General features: G+C 53.4%; 11 protein-coding genes. 10 read left to right on the plus strand and 1 reads right to left on the minus strand.

All coding sequences use genetic code 11. The features are described 5' to 3' along the window. Positions 1-16 precede the first annotated feature (16 nt). On the plus strand, positions 17-1,387 hold the full coding sequence (locus tag MJA45_RS08985) for a DUF1593 domain-containing protein (protein ID WP_315606921.1): 1,371 nt from the start codon (positions 17-19) through the stop codon (positions 1,385-1,387). 4 nt (positions 1,388-1,391) lie between these two features. Here the strand turns inward: MJA45_RS08985 and MJA45_RS08990 are convergent, their stop codons facing one another. After that, positions 1,392-2,168: an AraC family transcriptional regulator gene (locus MJA45_RS08990; protein ID WP_315606922.1), complete on the minus strand. Its 777-nt coding sequence runs from the start codon at positions 2,166-2,168 to the stop codon at positions 1,392-1,394. Between the two features lie 375 nt (positions 2,169-2,543). On the opposite strand from MJA45_RS08990, the gene pelA reads away from it, so the two are divergent. The 9 genes from pelA (at position 2,544) to MJA45_RS09035 (ending at position 18,969) form a co-directional block, all read left to right on the plus strand. After that, a complete protein-coding gene (gene pelA / locus MJA45_RS08995; RefSeq protein ID WP_315606923.1) occupies positions 2,544-4,298 on the plus strand; it encodes a pectate lyase in 1,755 nt (584 codons plus the stop codon). A gap of 26 nt (positions 4,299-4,324) precedes the next feature. After that, positions 4,325-5,485 carry a glycoside hydrolase family 88/105 protein gene (locus MJA45_RS09000; protein ID WP_315606924.1) on the plus strand — a complete coding sequence of 387 codons (1,161 nt, stop codon included), beginning with the start codon at positions 4,325-4,327 and terminating at the stop codon, positions 5,483-5,485. A 193-nt stretch (positions 5,486-5,678) separates the two neighbouring features. Next, positions 5,679-7,607: a family 20 glycosylhydrolase gene (locus MJA45_RS09005; RefSeq protein WP_315606925.1), complete on the plus strand. Its 1,929-nt coding sequence runs from the start codon at positions 5,679-5,681 to the stop codon at positions 7,605-7,607. 165 nt (positions 7,608-7,772) lie between these two features. Beyond that, the gene (locus MJA45_RS09010; protein WP_315606926.1) at positions 7,773-8,789 is read left to right on the plus strand and encodes a LacI family DNA-binding transcriptional regulator; all 1,017 of its coding nucleotides are present in this window, start codon (positions 7,773-7,775) and stop codon (positions 8,787-8,789) included. A gap of 188 nt (positions 8,790-8,977) precedes the next feature. After that, on the plus strand, positions 8,978-10,627 hold the full coding sequence (locus tag MJA45_RS09015; RefSeq protein ID WP_315606927.1) for an ABC transporter substrate-binding protein: 1,650 nt from the start codon (positions 8,978-8,980) through the stop codon (positions 10,625-10,627). 76 nt (positions 10,628-10,703) lie between these two features. After that, a complete protein-coding gene (locus tag MJA45_RS09020; RefSeq protein WP_315606928.1) occupies positions 10,704-12,608 on the plus strand; it encodes a DUF5711 family protein in 1,905 nt (634 codons plus the stop codon). A 14-nt stretch (positions 12,609-12,622) separates the two neighbouring features. Further along, positions 12,623-13,510 (plus strand): carbohydrate ABC transporter permease, encoded by an 888-nt coding sequence (locus tag MJA45_RS09025; protein WP_315606929.1) that lies wholly within the window; start codon positions 12,623-12,625, stop codon positions 13,508-13,510. Positions 13,511-13,659: 149 nt separating this feature from the next. Continuing rightward, positions 13,660-15,675 carry an alpha-L-rhamnosidase-related protein gene (locus MJA45_RS09030; protein WP_315606930.1) on the plus strand — a complete coding sequence of 672 codons (2,016 nt, stop codon included), beginning with the start codon at positions 13,660-13,662 and terminating at the stop codon, positions 15,673-15,675. 42 nt (positions 15,676-15,717) lie between these two features. Further along, positions 15,718-18,969, plus strand: a complete 3,252-nt coding sequence (locus tag MJA45_RS09035; protein WP_315606931.1) for a DUF5722 domain-containing protein — start codon at positions 15,718-15,720, stop codon at positions 18,967-18,969. The last annotated feature ends 15 nt before the right edge of the window (positions 18,970-18,984 follow it).

Below are 18,984 nucleotides of genomic sequence, written 5' to 3' on the forward strand. Positions count from 1 at the left end.
CCATAAGGAGGTAACCATGAACCTGGAGGAACCAAACGGCAAGCCCCGCGTCCTTGTGCTGACCGATATTGAGAACGAACCCGACGATGCCATGTCGCTGGTGCGCTTTCTTACCTATTCCAATCACTGGGACGTGGAAGGACTTGTCGCCACCACTTCGATCCACCAAAGGGATAAAACCGCCGCGTGGCGGATCCGGGAAATCGTCGAAGCCTACGGCCAAGTCCGCGATAATCTGGAACAGCACGAGCCCGGTTATCCGGATGGCCGGTATTTGCTATCCATCATCAAGGAAGGGCTTCCTCTCTATGGGATGGAAGCCGTCGGGGCCGATAAGGATTCCTCGGGCTCCGAACGGTTGATCGAGGCCGTTGACCGCGACGACCCCCGCCCGTTATGGGTCCTGATCTGGGGCGGCCCGAATGTTCTGGCCCAGTCCCTCTGGAAGGTCCGGGCTACGCGTCCGGCAGCAGAGCTCGATCAATTCGTGTCCCGTCTCCGGGTTTACGCGATCTCCGATCAAGACGATTCCGGTCCCTGGATCCGCAAGACATTCCCTGACTTGTTTTATATCGCCAGTCCCGGCTACCACAGCGGCGGCGCTTATCATTTCGCAACCTGGAGCGGGATTAGCGGGGACCGGTTTCACGGCCGTTTTACCGGTGCCGACTTTACCATCGTAGACAATCCATGGCTGGATGATAACATCCGCTGCAAAGGGCCGCTTGGTGCCCAATACCCGCAAGCCACGTTTCTCATGGAAGGCGACACGCCCACTTTCCTCTATCTTATTAATAATGGACTCGGCAGCCCGGAGCACCCGGATTGGGGAAGCTGGGGAGGGCGTTACGAATGGTATACCCCTCCTACCCAGAAGAGCTTTCTGGAGCCGGAGACCCGGCCATTCTGGAACGATGCCGCTGATGAGGTTCTCGGTGTGGACGGCCATTGGCATACGAGCAACAAAGCGACAATCTGGCGATGGCGTTCCGCCTTTCAGAATGATTTTGCCGCCCGAATGGATTGGACGATCAAGTCCTATGGCGAGGCCAATCATCCGCCCGTTCCTAAGCTGGGTCACCCGGCCGAGCTGACGGCCAGGCCAGGGGAACGCGTGGAGCTTAGCGCTGAAGGCTCGTTTGACCCGGACGGCGACACGCTTTCCTATCATTGGTTCTATTACGGCGAGGCCGGTTCCTTTACCACCTCCAACGCCCGCAGCGGGGATCCCGTCCCGATTCAGGACGCCGATAAACCGAAGGCCTGGTTTACCGTCCCCACCCAACGTGTCTTGCGCAACGGCACGATGCACATCATCCTCGCCGTCACCGACAACGGAACTCCGGCACTGACCCGCTACCGGCGCGTGATCGTAAACGTCGTCTGAAGCGTTATTCGATTGGGTGGGTGGTATAGGTTTTACGATAATCCCCCGGGGTATCGCCTGTCAGCTTCTTGAAAACGACATTGAAATGAGAGGTATGCTCAAATCCCGCCTTTTCCGCGATCAGCCCGATAGGTAGCTTTGTTTCCCTAAGCAGCCTTTGGGCCCGGCGCACGCGTACAAGCAGAACATATTCTTTGAATTTGAAACCGGTAATTTTGAGAAAGATGCGGCTTAGGTAGGCGGGGCTGATATAAAAGGTATGGGCTACTTCCTTTAAGCTCAAGTTATGTTGACCATGTTCGCCCAGGTAAGAAGCAATTTCTGATATTTTCTGATGCATCGGGTGAGCCTTGGTCAGGTTCACCTGATTTTCTTTGTGCTCGTACCGGTACATCTGAAGGAGTAATTTGATTAGCAGGGATCGGACATACGTTTCGAATCCAGCGCCCCTCGTTTCACATTCTTGGAGCATTTGGTGCAGGATCTCTGCGATGGCAGTCTGTTCATTTATGGGGAACCGGTAAAAAGGGGATTTATTTTTCGGAATAAGGTCTACGGAGGCTCTGGCTATTTCAGGGCGGATAAACGACTCCGAAAAATTGATCAGAATCCGCTCGCATTTTGGAGCGTCGGAACTGGACGTCCGGTGCAGGTCGTGCGGGGAAATCAACATCAAGTCGCCCTTCTGAAGCGCGTGTATGGTGTCATTTACAAAAAAACAGCGGCCTCCATCAAGCACGTAGAACAACTCAAACGTAGCATGGGAATGAGGGGCAGGCATGATGGAATAGCCCTCCCGGTAGAGGTACTGGATGGCAAATTCGCCTTCGCTCCCGATGTGATGCTTGGTCCCTTTAACAGAGTCCATGGTCTGACCTCGCTTTCCTGCAGTTTTTCGATCATCCTATCACCATTTCTTCTAGTATATAAGAGAAGGAAGACAAAAAATCGAAAAAAAGAGACAAAATTATAAAAATAACAGAGTGAAATTTGTGATATTCTACCATTGATTAATGGTAAACGCTTACAAGGTCAAGGATGGAAGGGGGGAACTATTGGGAAAAAGGGATGGCCGGGATGACCACGGTTCGACGGTCTAAGGACCCCGCCTAAGCTTGCTATCCGCTAAAGGATTAATTCGGAGGAGGAATAGTAAATGGCAAGAAAACAATGGAGGTTTCTTCTACCCGCACTCTGCTCATTAGGTTTGCTGATGACTGCCGTCAGTCCCCGTGTCTTAACAGCCGGCTCCGCGGGTGCGGATAAGCTGGAGATTTTGAAGGCGGAGGCCCTCACCACCACATCGATAAGGATCACCTTCAACGATCGATTAGCTTCCTTTCAGCCTGGGGATCTGGAGCTTGACGCGGCCTTGGGAGATTGGTACAGCCTTAACCCGATGCTGACCAAGAAGTTTACCGTCAAGAAGGTGACTGAGGGGGTGAACGCCGAGGGGCTGACGACGGTGCTCCTGGAGACAGAGGAAGCGATCCATCCCGATGCCACGATGACACGAACGGTCGCCGAGAATCCGAAGGGTATCCCGTTCCAGGATGGAAATTATTATACGGGAGATCAGGCAACCGACAGGCTGCGGGCCGACAATCTGTTGACCTGGCAGACAACCGAGGGAGGCTGGTACAAGTATAGTATCAAGGATAAGTATGGAAGGGCCTGGGATGGGAAAGAGAACAAATCGGATTGGCGCACCGCCGAAGGGAAAGATATCGGAACGATTGATAATAATGCGACGACCAATGAAATTCTGTTTCTTGCCTTAATGTACAAAGAGACCGGCGAAGCCCGATACAAGGCGGCGGTAGAGCGGGGCCTTCAGTTTCTGTTGGCGATGCAGTATCCGAACGGAGGCTGGCCTCAGGTCTATCCTGCACGGGGAAATTACTCGGATTACGTCACCTTTAACGATAACGCCATGATGCGGGTCATGAACGTTCTGAGAATGGCAAGGGATAAGCAATACCCGTTTAACACCGATATGGTAACGGAAGATTTAGCCGGCCGGGTACAGAACAGCTTGGACCTGGGACTGGATTATATCCTTAAGTCCCAGATTGTCTCGGATGGCGAACTCGCCGGGTGGTGCGCCCAGCATGATCCTGTAACCTATGAGCCGAGAGAGGCGAGAAGCTATGAGCATCCCTCCATTGCAGGGGCCGAATCCGTCGATATTATCAAGTATCTGATGGCCCTTCCTGAACAAACACCGGAAGTGAAAAGGGCCGTAGAAGGGGCTTTGTCCTGGTTTGACGCGCACAAATTATCCGGCATGACTTACATTTCCGGAGATAAGAACAACGTCTACTTCGTTCCGGATCCTGCGAGCACGATCTGGTACCGATTCTACGAAATCGGAACGAACCTCCCGATCTTCTCAGGCCGTGACGGAATCATCAAGCACAACATTCTAGAGATTGAAGCCGAACGCCGCAACGGATACCGCTGGGCCGGTTCCTGGGCGCTAAACTTGCTCAAGATCGCTAAGACTACGGGTTACTACGAAAACAGGGTCTATGTAAAGGTAGTGGGCAGTGACTCCCAATCTCAGAACGGCAAAACATTAACGAAGGGGGACGTCAAGAGAGTCGAGGATGCGATAGCTCCGCAGGTAACGCTCCAGCCTATCGGCCGACAAACTGGCAACCACTATAATATCGATGTGACTCCTTGGAGCTTGAGTGGAGCCGTTAGCGAGAGGGCACAGGTGAAGGTGAATGGAGTTCCAACGAAGCTGGATAGCAGCCTAAGCTTTACTTCGGATCCGATCACGCTGCAGCCGGGTATGAATGTTATCACCATAACAGCCGTGGACAGCGCCGGGAATCAGGCGGCCCCGATAATCGTTCAAGCTGTTCCGACCAATGGGACAATCGCGAATAGCCTAAGCGAATAAAATCAATGAGTAGGAGGGAATGTTCGATGAGTCACCTGCAATGGGCAGTTGATATGGCTGGCACCGTCCTGGCCCAAACCGACAGGGAGGGTTATCATCCGCAGATCAAGGCGCGGTGGTCTTATGTCCCCGGTATGATGCTGCTGGCTTTGCACCGAATAGGCGAAATGACCGGGGAGGAGAACTACCACGACTATGTGAAAAAGCATATGGATTTGTTCGTGGAGCCCGACGGGGCCATTCGGACTTATGAGCTGGAGGAGTACAATCTGGATCAAATCAATCAGGGAAAAGTGCTGTTCCCTCTGTTCCAGCGCACCGGGGAAGAGCGTTATGCCAAGGCCGCCTATTTACTGGCTGCCCAGTTGAAAGGGCACCCGCGGACGACGGAAGGCGGCTACTGGCATAAGAAAATCTATCCGTTCCAAATGTGGCTGGACGGACTGTACATGTCCTCTCCCTTTTTGGCTGAATATGCCAAAACCTTTGACCAGGCGAATCTGTTTGACGAGGTCGCCCATCAGATCCTGACCGTAGAACGGCGTACCCGAGACCCGAGAACCGGTTTGTTATATCACGGCTGGGATGAAAGCAAGGAGCAGGAATGGTGTGATCCGGCTACCGGAAAGTCTCTGCATTTCTGGAGCCGCGCTATGGGCTGGTACGCTATGGCGATCGTTGACGCCTTGGAGCATTTCCCTCGGGATCACGCCAACAGAGGAACCATCGCCGGAGTTTTCGAACGGATGATGGGAGCCCTGGAGAAGGTGCAGGATGCCGACAGCGGACTTTGGTACCAAGTGCTGGATAAGGGCAGCCGGACAGGCAATTATTTGGAAGCCTCCGGCACCTGCATGTTTATCTATGCCCTTGCCAAAGGGGTCAGGCTGGGCTACTTGTCCCGCTATTACCGCAAGCTCGCCTTCAAGAGCTATGAAGGGCTGCTGGAGCATCTTGTGGAGAAAGACGAAGCGGGCGTGCATTTACATAAAATATGCAGAGGAGCCGGGTTGGGTAACCGCCCTTACCGGGATGGATCGTACAGCTACTATATAAATGAGGAGATGGTAAGCGATCAGTTCATGGGGCAGGCTCCCTTTATTTTGGCCAGTATGGAAATGGAGAAGCTGGCCAAGGTGCCGGATGGACCGGCGGGGGACAGCGGAAGAAATCAATTGGTCTTCTAGTGACGGAGGGAACTTCGTATAAAAGATGAGGCCTGCCTGATGGCAGGCCCTTTGTTGTGTCATCCCTTACATGTCGAATAAGAAAAGAAAAAGGTAATTGACAACGCTTCCTTTTGGTAGTATCTTCAAACCGTAAGGAACAAAAACGTTTTTGTAATCCGCTGTATGATCATACAGCTGAGGAGATGAGGCAATGAAGAAGGAGCTTATCAATCTGGTGCCCAACCCAAAGTCCTTGGAGCCGCTGCCGTCCGTCCTGAGGCTTACCAGCGGGTATCGAATAAGCCTCCCCGAGGAGGACAAGCAAGCGATTTTTCCCATTGCCCAAAGGCTGCAGGATTTGATACTCCGCGAAACCGGTATCTTACCCGCCATCGCAGTCGGACCATCGCCGGTGGGCCCAAGCCTGCTGAGATTTGACCGAATGATTGGCAAGATGACCAATGAAGAGGCTTATATGCTTCGCATCACAAGCGACGGGGTCTTGATCCGGTATGCGTCCGCTGCGGGCGCTTACCACGCCGTCAGTACGCTTAAACAATTAGTCGTGCAGTATGGAAAACAGCTGCCCTGCATGAACGTCGAAGATGAGCCCGACTTCCAAGCCAGAGGGATCATGCTTGATATAAGCCGCAATAAAATTCCCAGGCTGGAGACCCTGTTCCGCCTTGTGGATTTGATGGCCGATTTGAAGATGAACCAGCTTCAGCTTTATGTGGAAGGGTTCTCTTTCGCATACGAATCTTTTCCGGAAGTGTGGAAGTCCGGCACGCCGGTCACGGGCGAGGATATTCTGCTCCTGGACCAATACTGCAGGGAGCGGTTTATTCAGCTGGTTCCTAATCAGAACAGCTTCGGACATATGACCCCGTGGCTTGAAAGAAAGGAATTCAATGATTTGGCGGACTGTCCGACAGGGTGCGAAGCGCCATGGGGAAGATATGACAAGCCCATGACTTTAAATCCGCTGGATAAGAGAAGCCTGGAGCTGATTGAACGTACATACGGTGATTTGCTGCCTTATTTTACTTCCGGTCTCTTCAACGTCGGGTGCGATGAAACGTTCGATTTGGGGCAGGGCCGAAGTAAGGCTGCATGCGAGGAGCGGGGCAAGGGCCGGGTTTATTTGGAGTTCCTGCTGCAGGTACACAAGCTGGTCAGCCGTTTCGGCAAAAAGATGATGTTCTGGGGGGATATCATCAAGCAGCATCCGGAACTGATTTCCGAGCTGCCGAAGGACGTGATCGTTCTGGAGTGGGGCTATCATGCGAGCCGTCCGTCGGAGGAAGATTGCGGCGCTTTTCATGCGGCCGGGATTCCCTATTATGTCTGTCCGGGTACATCGAGCTGGAACTCCATTACCGGATTGACGGATAATATGAATTCCAATTTGCTGACTGCCGCCGTGAACGGCAAAAAGTACGGTGCAGCAGGATACCTGATAACGGATTGGGGGGATTGCGGCCATTGGCAGCCCCTGCCGGTCAGTTACGCCGGATTCGTATACGGGGCCGGCCTAAGCTGGAACGTGGAACGTAACCGCCATCTAAATGTACCGGCCTACCTGGACCGGTTCGTATTCAAGGACAGCTCATGCCGGTTAGGTCAATTCGCGGTTGATCTGGGCAACTATTATTTGTTGGAGAAGCAGACCGCGTACAACGGCAGCGGCGTCTTTCGCACGCTTTATTATCATCAATGGAACGATATGAATAAGGATTTGGATTTCCTGCAGCTGCCGGATCCCGCAAGAGAAGACTTCAGCAGGGTCAAAGAGCATGTTACGGCACTTGCCGAGGAGCTGGAAGAAGCGGTTCCGCGCTGTTCCGACGCCCCCCTTGTTAAAAGGGAATATGCGCTGGCTATAAAGCTTGTCCTGCATGGGGCGGAGCTCGGTCTGTTAAAGACGGATCCTTCTTCGGATCTGTCGGGAAGGGAGCGCCGTTTGGAGCTGCTGCTTGAAGACTTGGACGGGATCCTTTTGGAGTTCAAGGAAGTCTGGCTCATGAGAAACCGCCGGGGCGGTCTCGACAGCAGCCTCGTCAAGCTGGTGTCGCTTCGGCAGCAGTACGGCGAGGCTCTGATGCAGCTTAAAACAAGCGGTATGCAGAAGGTAGAGTAAGCCTGACAAGCCGGGCCGGAAGCGGATGAAAGCCACTTGGTAAGAAATCTTTTTTAAAATTATACCTAAAGGAATATATTGACACAGCCTGGTTATGGTAGTATTTTGATATCAAAAGCGATTTTGCAAAAACGTTTTTATACCGAAACAAGGAAGGACACTAATATGGCAGCAACGATAAAGGATGTGGCAAAAGCAGCAGGAGTGGCTGTATGTACGGTTTCCTTCGCAATGAACGGTTCCGCTCACGTGGCTGAAGAAACCAAGAAACGGATATTCGAAGCGATTGACCGCCTGAACTACCGCCCCAATCAGTCCGCCCGGGGATTGGTCACCAAGAGGACCAACAACATCGGGCTGGCTGTATCGGAAACGGCGGATGGGTTGGAGAACGGGATTTTACTGGATGTCATCAAAGGAATGGGTCAGGCGGCAGGCAACTACAACTATGATGTCATGCTGTCCTTTCAGAAACCCCAAGCGGCAAGGCCGGACGATCATTTGCTGGACGTATACCGCAAACAGTCCGCGGACGGTCTGATCATGATGGGAACGAAGATGGGAGAGACGCCTTACCGAGAGCTGGTTGCCAAACGGTTTCCTTTCGTTCTTCTAGGCCGCCCTTCCTCGGACTGTCAGTGTCACAGCGTGAACGCGGACAACGAGCAGGGTGCCTACCTGGCGGTAGAGTATTTGGCCGGAAAAGGCCATAAGCGCATCGCTTTTATCACCCCTTGTTCCCTTGAGGTCGACGCTTCCCAGGACCGGCTGACCGGTTACCGGAGGGCGATGAGTGCCTTTTTCGGTGGTGTTGATGACCAATTGATTGCGTATGGCAGCTTTGCTTCCGACAGCGGCTATGCCGAGACGGAAAGGCTCTTGAGTCTGAAGGAGCGTCCGACTGCCATTATCGCCGGCCGGGACGTCATAGCCTCTCGCGTTATTGAGAAAGCGACGGACCTGGGCTACAAAGTACCCGACGATCTTGCGGTAATGGGTTTTGATAACAGTATCATCTCCCAGGCCGCCCGTCCTGCCATCACTTCCATTGAATTGCCGATGCTTGAAATGGGATATAAGGCGTCGAATCTCTTGATTCAGCTGATTGAAGGCGGCATCTCCTATGACGACACCCAAAGAATAGTCCTGCCCTGCACCCTGCATGCAAGAGAATCCGCGTAAAAATTGGCTTGGATGAGGCCTCAATAGCAGCACACCATCCAAGCCTTCTTCCTTGCCTTTGCAAAAACGTTTTTAAACCGCGACAGAGAGGATGTGATGCCTTTTAACACGTACAGGTGGAGGCAGGCTAATAAGAAATTCAGGCAGTTTCGTAAGCGGTTTCAATCATTCATAGGGGAGTGAAAAGCTTGAAGCAGGTTATTAAGGTTACGAATACGTTTCTGACTTTTGCTATGGCAGTCGGCATCACGGGATGCACAAAGAGCGGACAGACGACGGAGTCCCCTGGCGTCAAACCGGCAGAAACACTAAAGGCACAAGGCACTCCTGCTCCGACCGCGGACCCGCTCAAAGGTACCATACGGGTCAATCTCCGGGGAGCATCGGCGGAAGTCTGGAACAAGATGGCGGAATCCTACACGGCCTTGCATCCGAACGTTAAGGTGATTGTTGACGTCAAACCGGCACAGGGCTACCGTGAGTGGGTGCAGGCCCAGTTTGCGGCCGGGAAACCGGAAGCGGACTTCATCATGACGAACGAAAACTCGGAGCTGGCAAAAGAGAAATTTGTCGACTTCAAGCCTTATTTGGAGAAAGTCAATCCGTATACGAGCAAACCTTGGAAGGAGGCTCTCAACCTGGAGGGGATGGGTATCAATCTAGAGGATCCCCAGCTTGACCAGCTCAACTCCCTGAACATTGAGTCCGTGCAGATTCTGTGGATGTACAACAAAGAGATTTTCCAGAAGGCGGGCATTTCGTCCCCTCCCAAAACCTTCAATGAGCTTATGGCCGCCTTTCAAAAAATCAAGGACGCCGGTTATACGCCTTTCTCCATCGGCGGAAACGCCCTTTCGCTCTGGAGCGGTCAGGCCGGCTGGCTGATGCGAATATTCCCGGACCAATACTTCCGGGATTACATCAACCAGATCCGTTCAAAGAGCGGGGACTATACTTATTTGCCGAAAGACGAAACTTGGAAGTTTGACTTGAAGGATCCCTATAACGATGCGCGGGCCAAGGTGTCACCAAACGAACTCCGCATGCTGAAGGCTATCCACGACAAAGAAGGCCCGTACAAAATCGAAGGCAATCCTGCTTGGCGGGATGTGTATGAGAACCTGAAAAAGCTTTTCGGCTATGCTCCCCAAGGCTTTATGGGCATGTCGGAGGATCAGGCTTACAAGCTGTTCCTCACGGGCAAGGCGGCGACAATGGTTGCCCTCCCCTCCTCCTATTGGCAGCTTCCGAAGGATTTCAAGGATGCCGAGAAGACAGGGGAGAGCGGCGGAGTCAAGCCGTTTGAATTCGGCTACTTCAACATGCCTTCGATGGAAGGTCCTCTTGTCCAGGCGCCGGCCCGCACGATCCATGTCAATACAGGATTTTACGGTTTCGTCAAGAAGGATGCGGAGCAAACCGCCCTCGACATTGATTTTATGATGTACTTCACCAGTCCGAAAGGCTTCAAGGTATATATGGAAGCCGTTCAGAATTCCAAAGACGCCTCGATGACCGGTGCCCCGATGTTGAACAACATTGAGCTGCCGGAAAGCATGAAGAAGGCATTCGAATCCTTCAGCGCCATCGGAAACACGGAAGGACTTCCGAGCCCGGGCAATGTCTTGGCACGCGGCCTGTACGATTATCAGCCTTCCGTACAAAGCTATGTCGGCCTGATCTCCAAGTATTTCAGCGGGCAGATCGGCGTAGACGAATTCATGAAGCAGTACCAGGCTGATATTGACTCGAAGTTTGAGACCATGATGAAAGAGCGCAAGAAATGGGAGATATCCGATTTGGAGCACCCGGAACGCAAGCCTCCGGTCAGGCAGTAAGCAACCCTCTCTTTGCTCCGCGTCCGTCACGACGCGGAGCAAAGGACAATGATCGTCCCGGAAGAAGGGAGAACCCATGAAAAAACTCCTTATTTATCTAATGCTGGCCGGCTCCCTGCTGCTTTTTGCTCATCCGGCTATGGCGGAGCCCCTCTGGCAAATGGAAAAGGAAATGAACGTAAACTCACTATCCGTCGCATCCGACGGCGAGCGGATCGCAATAGGCACTCAGGACGCCGCTGCGTTTGTGCTCAAGCCCGACGGTACGCCGGTCTACCGGTTTGAAGCAAAGAACGTCATAACAGGCGTATCGATGCTGGACACCGGGGAATTGCTGGTTTCTTCCGACGACCAGCATGTATATCTCCTCAATGCCGAGGGCAAGCCCGTCTGGTCTAAGGGCATGGGGAAGATGGTCAAATCGATTGCATCCACTCCAGACGGAGAAGTGATTGCGATAACGCTTTTTCGCTCTAATGCCGTGCACCTGCTGAATAAGCAGGGGGAAACCGTAAGAGAAATCCCAGTCGGGATTGAAATATCCGGCGCCGAGGTCTCTCCCAACGGGAAATGGCTGGCCGCGGCCGGAGCCGACCAGTTCCTTTACGTGTATAACAGGGAAGGGGAGCTTGTCGTCAAAACGTCGATTTCGGGCAGCATCAACTCGGTATCCATCTCCGATGAAGGGGTTGCCGTGGTCGGTTCGTCGGAAGATAAGGTCGTGATCCTGGATGCAGGCGGAAATAAGCTTGCCGAGCTCCCTGCCGGAGACGTCATCACATCCGTCCATATTACAGGCGGTGCCGATTATGTGGCTTATGCGGACTACTCAGGCAAGTATTATGTGGGCAGCCTGAAGGGCCGGGAGCTTTGGTCGGCCAAAGAAGCCGGGGCCGGACGCCAGATCCGGTTCAGTCCGGACGGCAAGCACCTGTACGCCGCATCTGACAAAGGAGCGGTCTATCAGTATGAGGTCGGGCATCTTCTCGAGAAAGGCAAACAAGCGGCCTTCCGGCAAAAGGCCATCCAATACGGTTCGATCGCGGCGGCGTTGCTTCTGGCCGCAGTCTTGATCTTCTGGACGGTTAAACGGACTCCGCACCTCTATAAGCGTTTGTGGAAGGACAAATACGCCTACATCATGCTGCTTCCAAGCTTCTCGCTCATTCTTGTCTTTCTTTACTATCCGTCTCTTTCCGGACTTTTCCATTCTCTTTATGATTGGAATCCGGGATCCCGGAGTACGTTCGTCGGCCTGGATAATTTCAGGAGGATGCTGGACGACCCCTATGTGTCCAAAGGCACGGTCAACCTCCTCATCCTCGTGGTCACCGGTCTGTTTAAGACCCTTATTCCTCCGTTGATTGTGGCGGAACTGATCTATCACTTGAGAAACAGCAAAGCCCAGTATCTGTTCCGGACTTCATTCGTCATTTCCATGGTCATCCCGTCCGTCGGTTTTCTTCTGGTCTGGCAAAACCTGTACGACCCGAATATCGGACTGATCAATCAGATTCTGAACGTCATTGGACTTGGTTCCTTCGCCCACCCTTGGCTCGGCGACGCGGACACGGCGCTGTGGGCCATCATCTTTATGGGATTTCCTTTCATCGGCATCATGCAGCTGCTCGTGATGTATTCGGGGCTTATTGCCATATCGGACGAAGTGATCGAGGCGGCCAAACTGGACGGGGCCAAGTCGTTCCGCATCATCCGTTCCATCCATCTGCCGCTGCTCGCGGGTCAGTTCAAGCTGCTCATCGTGCTGGCTCTCATCGGCATCGTACAGGATTTCGGTTCCATCCTTATCGTAACCGGCGGGGGGCCAATGGATTCCACCTACGTACCCGCTCTACAGATGTATTATGCGGCCACGAAGTTCGGTGACTTGGGCTATGCTTCCGCTCTAGGCGTCAGCATGTTCTTTGTAATCCTCCTGATCACCGTAATCAACATGAAATTTATCAAGACTGCCGACTAAAGGGGGTGATTAGGTTGACTAAATCGGAAACGCTTGTTCCCCGGACCGGTATGGTAAAACCGGCGGTCCAGCTTCGCAAAAAGGCTGAAATCGCCCAGCAGGCCGTGCTGTACGCCATTCTTGGTCTCATCGTAATCTTTACGCTCGGTCCCATTCTTTTTACCCTGATTTCTTCCTTCAAGACCAATGCCCAAATCCTCGGAGGCTTTTGGTCGCTTCCTACCCCACCGCAGATGGGGAACTATGAGATTGCCTTCAAGGCCATTTGGCGGTATACGGCGAATACTGTCGGGTATGCGGCCATCAGCAGCATCCTGGTCGTGCTGTTGTCGGCCATTTCGGGCTACACCTTCGCCAAGAAAGACTTTCTCGGCAAGGAGATTCTCTTCATGATGATGCTGGCGATCATGATGATTCCTGGCGTCCTGACGTTAATCCCTTCCTATGTCCTTTACGCCGACCTTGGGCTGGTGAACACCCCCTGGGTCATCATTATCAGCGCGGCGGCGGGAGGCCAAATATTCGGCACTTTTCTCTGCCGGAGCTTCATGGGCGGGCTCTCCAATGAACTGTTCGACTCGGCCAAAATAGACGGGGCTTCGGAATTCACCGTATTTCTTAAAATCGTTCTTCCCCTTACCGTGCCGGTGCTGATGACGCTTTTCATCATGTCATCCGTCGGTATTTATAACGAGTACATCTGGCCCCTGCTTACCATCAAATCCAACGAAATCCAGATGATCGGCGTCGGCCTCACGCAGTTCAAAAATCAATTCGGCATCACCAACATGGGCGTGGAATTCGCCGCTTACATGATCTCTTCGATCCCGCTCGTCGCTTTGTTCAGCTTCGGCATGAAATACTACATTCAAGGACTTACGCAGGGCGCGCTTAAGATGTAAAGGTTCGCAAATACCCTAAACGGAGAAAAACCATGACCAAACCTATGGAAACTCGCCAAGTCCCGAACTGGATTTGGCATCCGGACCGAGAGCGTCAGAGGATGGTCCACTTGAGCAGACAATTTACCCTCACACGAGAGACTAGGGGGATGGAATTCCGCATAGCCTGTACGGGCTATGCGGAGGTGGAACTGGATGGGAGCCTGCTGGGCGCCATCTCGGAGCATCCGCGGCAATCGATGGCCTTTACCTGTGTTGACAGCTTCCCGGATATACTGGAAGCGGGTGTCCATACCCTTACCTTGAAGATTCGCTGCAATGAACCTATGCCGATCCATCCCATCAACATCCATCTCCAAGACCGCTCCGTCGGCTGTATCGCTTATCTTCAGGGAGACGGATTCTGGCTTCCGACCGACGAAACATGGAAGGCGGACGACGGCCGGGCGGAGATGGTGTGCAGGCTCGGGGAGGAGCCATACGGCGAGTTGGACAACGCGCCGGATTGGTTTGTGGCCGGCGGATATGGCGACATTGCCGCCGAACGCATGGAGAGCCTTAACTGCCTATCAGCCTCGGGTCTCGGAGCCGAAGTTCGCGGAGGCTCCCTGATTTTGACCGGAAACGGGGTTCGGCCGCTCCAGCTCGGTGAGACGGATGCCCGGAACGAGCGCTATATTTTTTATCATCTGATGAAGCAAAACGAGTGGAAGGCACTTCGCCTGCAGCAGGCCGAACGGGACTGGACCGACATGCCCCAGGCCCTTGTGGAATTCCCCTCCGAGATGAACATCCGATTCCATATCGAGAACCGGGGCTCAGACGAAGTGGAGATAGTATGGAACGGGGCGGAATCGCTGCATGAGCTGCACGGCTATGATTCCTGCATCACGGAGCACACCGTCGTGAAGCCGGGGAGCCGTTTTGTGACGAATCCCCAGGGCATGAAAATGGTTCAGTTCATCGTGGGGGCGGGTGCGGAGGAAAGATTCCACCTGGAAATCCAATTTGAGGCGGTCGGCGTTCCCATGAAGCAGGTGGGAGGACTGGAATGTGACAATCCGTTGATGAAGAAGATCTACGACGTTTCGGTACATACCAGCGCGGTCTGCCATCAGACCGGATTGTGGGACGGAATTAAAAGGGATCGCCTAAATTGGGCTTACGATATCTACATGGCGGCCAAGGCGGACTATGTTCTATGGGATGATCTTTCCGTCCTGCGCCGTTCCATTCGGGAGCTGGGTCAAACACCTTACGGTTACTGGATGAACTCCATTCCCTCCTACACCTTATGGTGGCTGTGCGGAGTGTGGGATTATTATCTGGAGACGGGCGATGCCGCGTTTGTTCTGGAGCTTAGGGAGGACATTGCCCGTCATCTCCGGTGGGTCGAAGAGAACACCGACAAGGAGACCGGATTCTTTCTGACGCATGCACGGCAGGAGGTTTCGTTTATCGAATGGGTGCCGATGGGCGGGGAGGAATCCTGGTACTGTCTGAATGCGATTTATAAACTCATGAGGACACAGATCAGCCGGCTGGCCGCACACGTGCCCGAGCTGGGGATCGAGGTAAGAGGAGAGGGACCGAAGCTTCCGGAGGAAGTCTTTCTGGAAGGCGCGTCGGCGCTTCTCACCCCACTTCTAGGGATCATGAGCGGTTCGGTTTCTACGGAAAAAGCAGAGGCGTTTCTCTTGAACTGCGAGCTCAAGGACCCGCTGACCCCTCTATCCGCTTATTGGTTTGCCGACTGCTGCTCCCGGTATGGGTTTCACGAAAAAGCGTGGGAGGCCATTTCCCTTGTTTGGGGCTCCATGCTGGATTCAGGCGCCACGACCTTCTGGGAGAGCACTGTGCTTACCCGCGGGGAGGATTATCATGATGCCCAGACGACGTACACGGCTTACGGGTCCTACCGGATGAGCCTCTGCCACAGTTGGTCGGGCACTCCCGTTGTTTGGATCAGCCGCTATATCCTCGGGATCCAGCCGCTTGAACCGGGCTACCGGACCTTTGACTTTATGCCAAATGCTCTGCCGGGGCTCACGGAGTGCAAAGGGGCTGTCCACACACCCAATGGGCCGATTCTCGTGGAATGGAAGGTGACGGAGGGCGGCATGGATAAATCCGTCTGGCATCCGGGAAGGGTGATTACCGGTTGAAGCTCGATTCCGAGCGAATTTTACATAACAAGGAGGAAGAAGATGACAAAGTGGAACAGACTGTTTCTCGTTGCTTTGGTTTTTGCCGTGGGACTCCAGTGGATCCCGTCGGGAATCGCTCTCGCAGGGAAGTATGACTCTACCCTGCAGGAATCTCCGAATGTCCGGCATGTGACGGGCTTTTATCCTTCCATCAAGATCGATGACTTCAACACACCGGATTCGGTGGACGCACCGGGGAAATGGAGCAAGGGAGAAGGAGTGTCGGAAGTCCGTTATACGGCCAAAACGGCAAACAGTCCGGGATCCCCGTATGAAGGCACCCATGTTCTGGAGGCCGTATCGGGACAGGTCAAGGCGTACGAGTGGCGAACAATGTACAAGGAATTTTCCGTCCCCCTTGACCTCTCAAGCGTAAAGTACCTGACGTTTGCCGCCAATGCCTATGGCTGGAAAACCGAGGATTATTTGATTCGGGTAAGCCTGTACAACGGCGACGACAAGTTCCAAAGCATCGTAAAGATCAATCCCAATGGCTGGAATGAGGTTGGCGTATCCGTCGCGGACTGGGCAAACCGAAACCGGATTACCAAGATCGAATTCTCTTTCATGCTTAATTACGATCTCGCCGGCTTGCGGGACGGCGACCCGGGCTATGCCTGGTGGGGCGGCAATTACCAGATTGACCTTTTGAGCGGTTCGAATACGCTCGACATGGATTTCAACATCGAGGGGGAGACCGAGGGCTTTACGGCCCAGGGCGCCTCGGCCAGTGCAGCGGGAGGAGAACTCAACCTTACGGTAACGGATTCCGCTCCCGTGCTGGTTTCCCCGCCGCTGCTTCACAATATTGGATCGCTGAACACCTTGGAAGTCAGCATGAGCAACAATTCCGCGTTCGACCGGGTCCGGATCGATTGGATCACCGAGGAGAGCCCGGAGTGGAATGAAGCCAAGTCGGCGGTGTTCGACATTCAGCCCAATGGCAGCGGATACGCGGATTATGATTTCAATTTGTCCGCCAATTCCCTTTGGACCGGGCTGCTGAAGCAGTTCAAGCTTACTTTTCTCAGCGGAAACGGGGCGAGCTCGGGTCAGATTGGAATTGACAAAATCGGATTCAAAAACTTGGCTCCCATCGTCGTCTATCCGGGTGAGATCAGCAGACACGAACTGACAGACTCCCTGGACAAGATCGTCATCGCAGGGTCCATCAAGCCGGAAGCTCTCTCCAAATACGGCTCGGGAAGCATCGCCTTTTTTGAACTGCAGCCTTACGAGGATGAGACGGCATTAACGGGGAAAACCCCTCTATCCGAAGCTAGTGTCTCTGCGAATTTTTCGTTTGAAACGGACTTGAAGGACACGAACGGGCGCTCCAGACTGTTTTCCAAATTTGCCGTAGCGGCCCAGCTTGCGGACGGAACGTACGAACTGATCGACCGGGCTCACTATGTCACGAATCCGGAAGCCCTCGCTCCGAACCGTTATCCCTTCCCCGCAGCGGCAAGCAAGAAGGGGCTGCAGGTGCAGATGGTTGGCGACGCAGAGGATCTGGGAATCAGCCATGCCGCTTTGAACGTGACCTATACGGGTGCGCTGTACATCGATGGTAATGTGAACCCCGCTAACACGTTGGTTTACGAGTATGAAGGCCAGAAATACTACTTCAAGAAAAATTGGGTCGAGGCGAACGATAACTCTATCAAAAGCCTGTCGGATAACAGCGTGACGGTCTCTCTCATCCTGCTCGCCTACAAAGAAAATATGGACGGCACGACTCCCAACCGTTATTTGATCCATCCGGACGCGGGCGATAACGGAATTGTCTATGCTTTCAATACGACCGATGAGACCGGCACCAATTACTATAAGGCGATTACCGCCTTCCTGGCTGATCGGTATACCCGCGAAGACCAGAAGTACGGAAGAGCGGTCAATTACATCGTCGGCAACGAGGTTGACGCCGCCGAGGCCTGGTACAACATGGGGTCCGGCAAATTGATCGGTGAGTTTATCGAGGATTACGGCCGGACCGTGCGCCTGACGAACACGGTTCTCAAGAGCCGTTACAGCCAGGCAAGAGTCTACATCTCCCTGACGCATAACTGGGATGAGGATCTGCCATCCACTGGAACCAACTACGATGGCCGGATGATCGTCGACACGCTGCAGCAAGAAATGATGAGCCAAGGCGATATCCCTTGGAACATCGCCTATCATCCTTATCCGGAAAACCTGTTCGATCCGAAGGCATGGAATGCTCCCACTTCGACGGACCGGTTTGATACCAAGAAGATCACCTTCAAGAACCTGCATGTCCTCGTCGACTATTTGAAGCAGTCCCGTATGCTGTATAACGGCGAGCCTCGTCGGATCATCCTGTCCGAGCAGGGCTTCCACAGTCTGGACAATTCTCTTGAAGGACAGAAGATACAGGCTGCGGCCTATGCTTACGCCTATTACATCACGAACTTTCTCGATGGCATCGATTCGTTTATTCTCCACCGCCATGTGGACCACGCGGGGGAATACGGCTTGAACCTTGGTCTCTGGACGCACGACCCGGACATTAGCGGAGCCAAAAACATCCCGTATGAACACAAGTATATTTACGATGTGTTCAAGTACATCGATACGAGCCGCTCCCTTGAGGTAACGGAATTCGCTAAGTCTATCATCGGCATTTCCGATTGGAGAGAGATCGCACCGGCTTTTGATCCGGCAAAGCTCGCTCTCCGGGAAATTCCGCAGGAAAACCCAGCGGTCCGGATTGAGCCGAAGCAGTTGAAAGACGCGAAGATGATCTCGGATTTTGAAAGTACGGATGACGGCTGGGCAAAGGCGGAATATGTCTCCCGGGTGGAGTCCGACAGTTCCCTGCAGCTAAACGGCGCCCGTTCCCTAAAAGCGGTCCTCATGAACAGCGGTGTCCAATTGGGAGAAAGTGCGGGGGTTTCCAAATCATTCGACACACCCTTTAGCTTTAAGCGCAAGCCCTATTTGTTCTTTGGCATCCATCCGACTGACGGGCCAGCCTCCGGCACTTACACGGCACGCATTAAGGTTTACAGCGGAAGTCATGTTTTGGAAGCCGCCGCTGATGTAAAGCCGCAAGAATGGAGCACCATTGCCGTGAACCTGAACGATTGGGCCTATAAAGATCAGGTGACCAAAATCAAAATCTGGCTGGAACCGATGGACCGAGTCCGCTGGGCGGCCGGCAGTTTCCATATGGATGCCATTGGTATGGCGGAAGGAGTAACAGGAGACGTACAAAAAATCTTACAGTAAATCGAGGAAGAATAG

It is taken from the genome of Paenibacillus aurantius (assembly GCF_032268605.1).
GTDB lineage: Bacteria > Bacillota > Bacilli > Paenibacillales > NBRC-103111 > Paenibacillus_AO > Paenibacillus_AO aurantius.

Bases quoted from the DNA above. Each gene is read 5' to 3' on its own strand.
- MJA45_RS08985 (WP_315606921.1), top strand. From the start codon at position 17: ATGAACCTGGAGGAACCAAACGGCAAGCCCCGCGTCCTTGTGCTGACC.
- MJA45_RS08990 (WP_315606922.1), bottom strand. From the start codon at position 2,168: ATGCCTGCCCCTCATTCCCATGCTACGTTTGAGTTGTTCTACGTGCTT.
- pelA (WP_315606923.1), top strand. From the start codon at position 2,544: ATGGCAAGAAAACAATGGAGGTTTCTTCTACCCGCACTCTGCTCATTA.
- MJA45_RS09000 (WP_315606924.1), top strand. From the start codon at position 4,325: ATGAGTCACCTGCAATGGGCAGTTGATATGGCTGGCACCGTCCTGGCC.
- MJA45_RS09005 (WP_315606925.1), top strand. From the start codon at position 5,679: ATGAAGAAGGAGCTTATCAATCTGGTGCCCAACCCAAAGTCCTTGGAG.
- MJA45_RS09010 (WP_315606926.1), top strand. From the start codon at position 7,773: ATGGCAGCAACGATAAAGGATGTGGCAAAAGCAGCAGGAGTGGCTGTA.
- MJA45_RS09020 (WP_315606928.1), top strand. From the start codon at position 10,704: ATGAAAAAACTCCTTATTTATCTAATGCTGGCCGGCTCCCTGCTGCTT.
- MJA45_RS09030 (WP_315606930.1), top strand. From the start codon at position 13,660: ATGGAATTCCGCATAGCCTGTACGGGCTATGCGGAGGTGGAACTGGAT.
- MJA45_RS09035 (WP_315606931.1), top strand. From the start codon at position 15,718: ATGACAAAGTGGAACAGACTGTTTCTCGTTGCTTTGGTTTTTGCCGTG.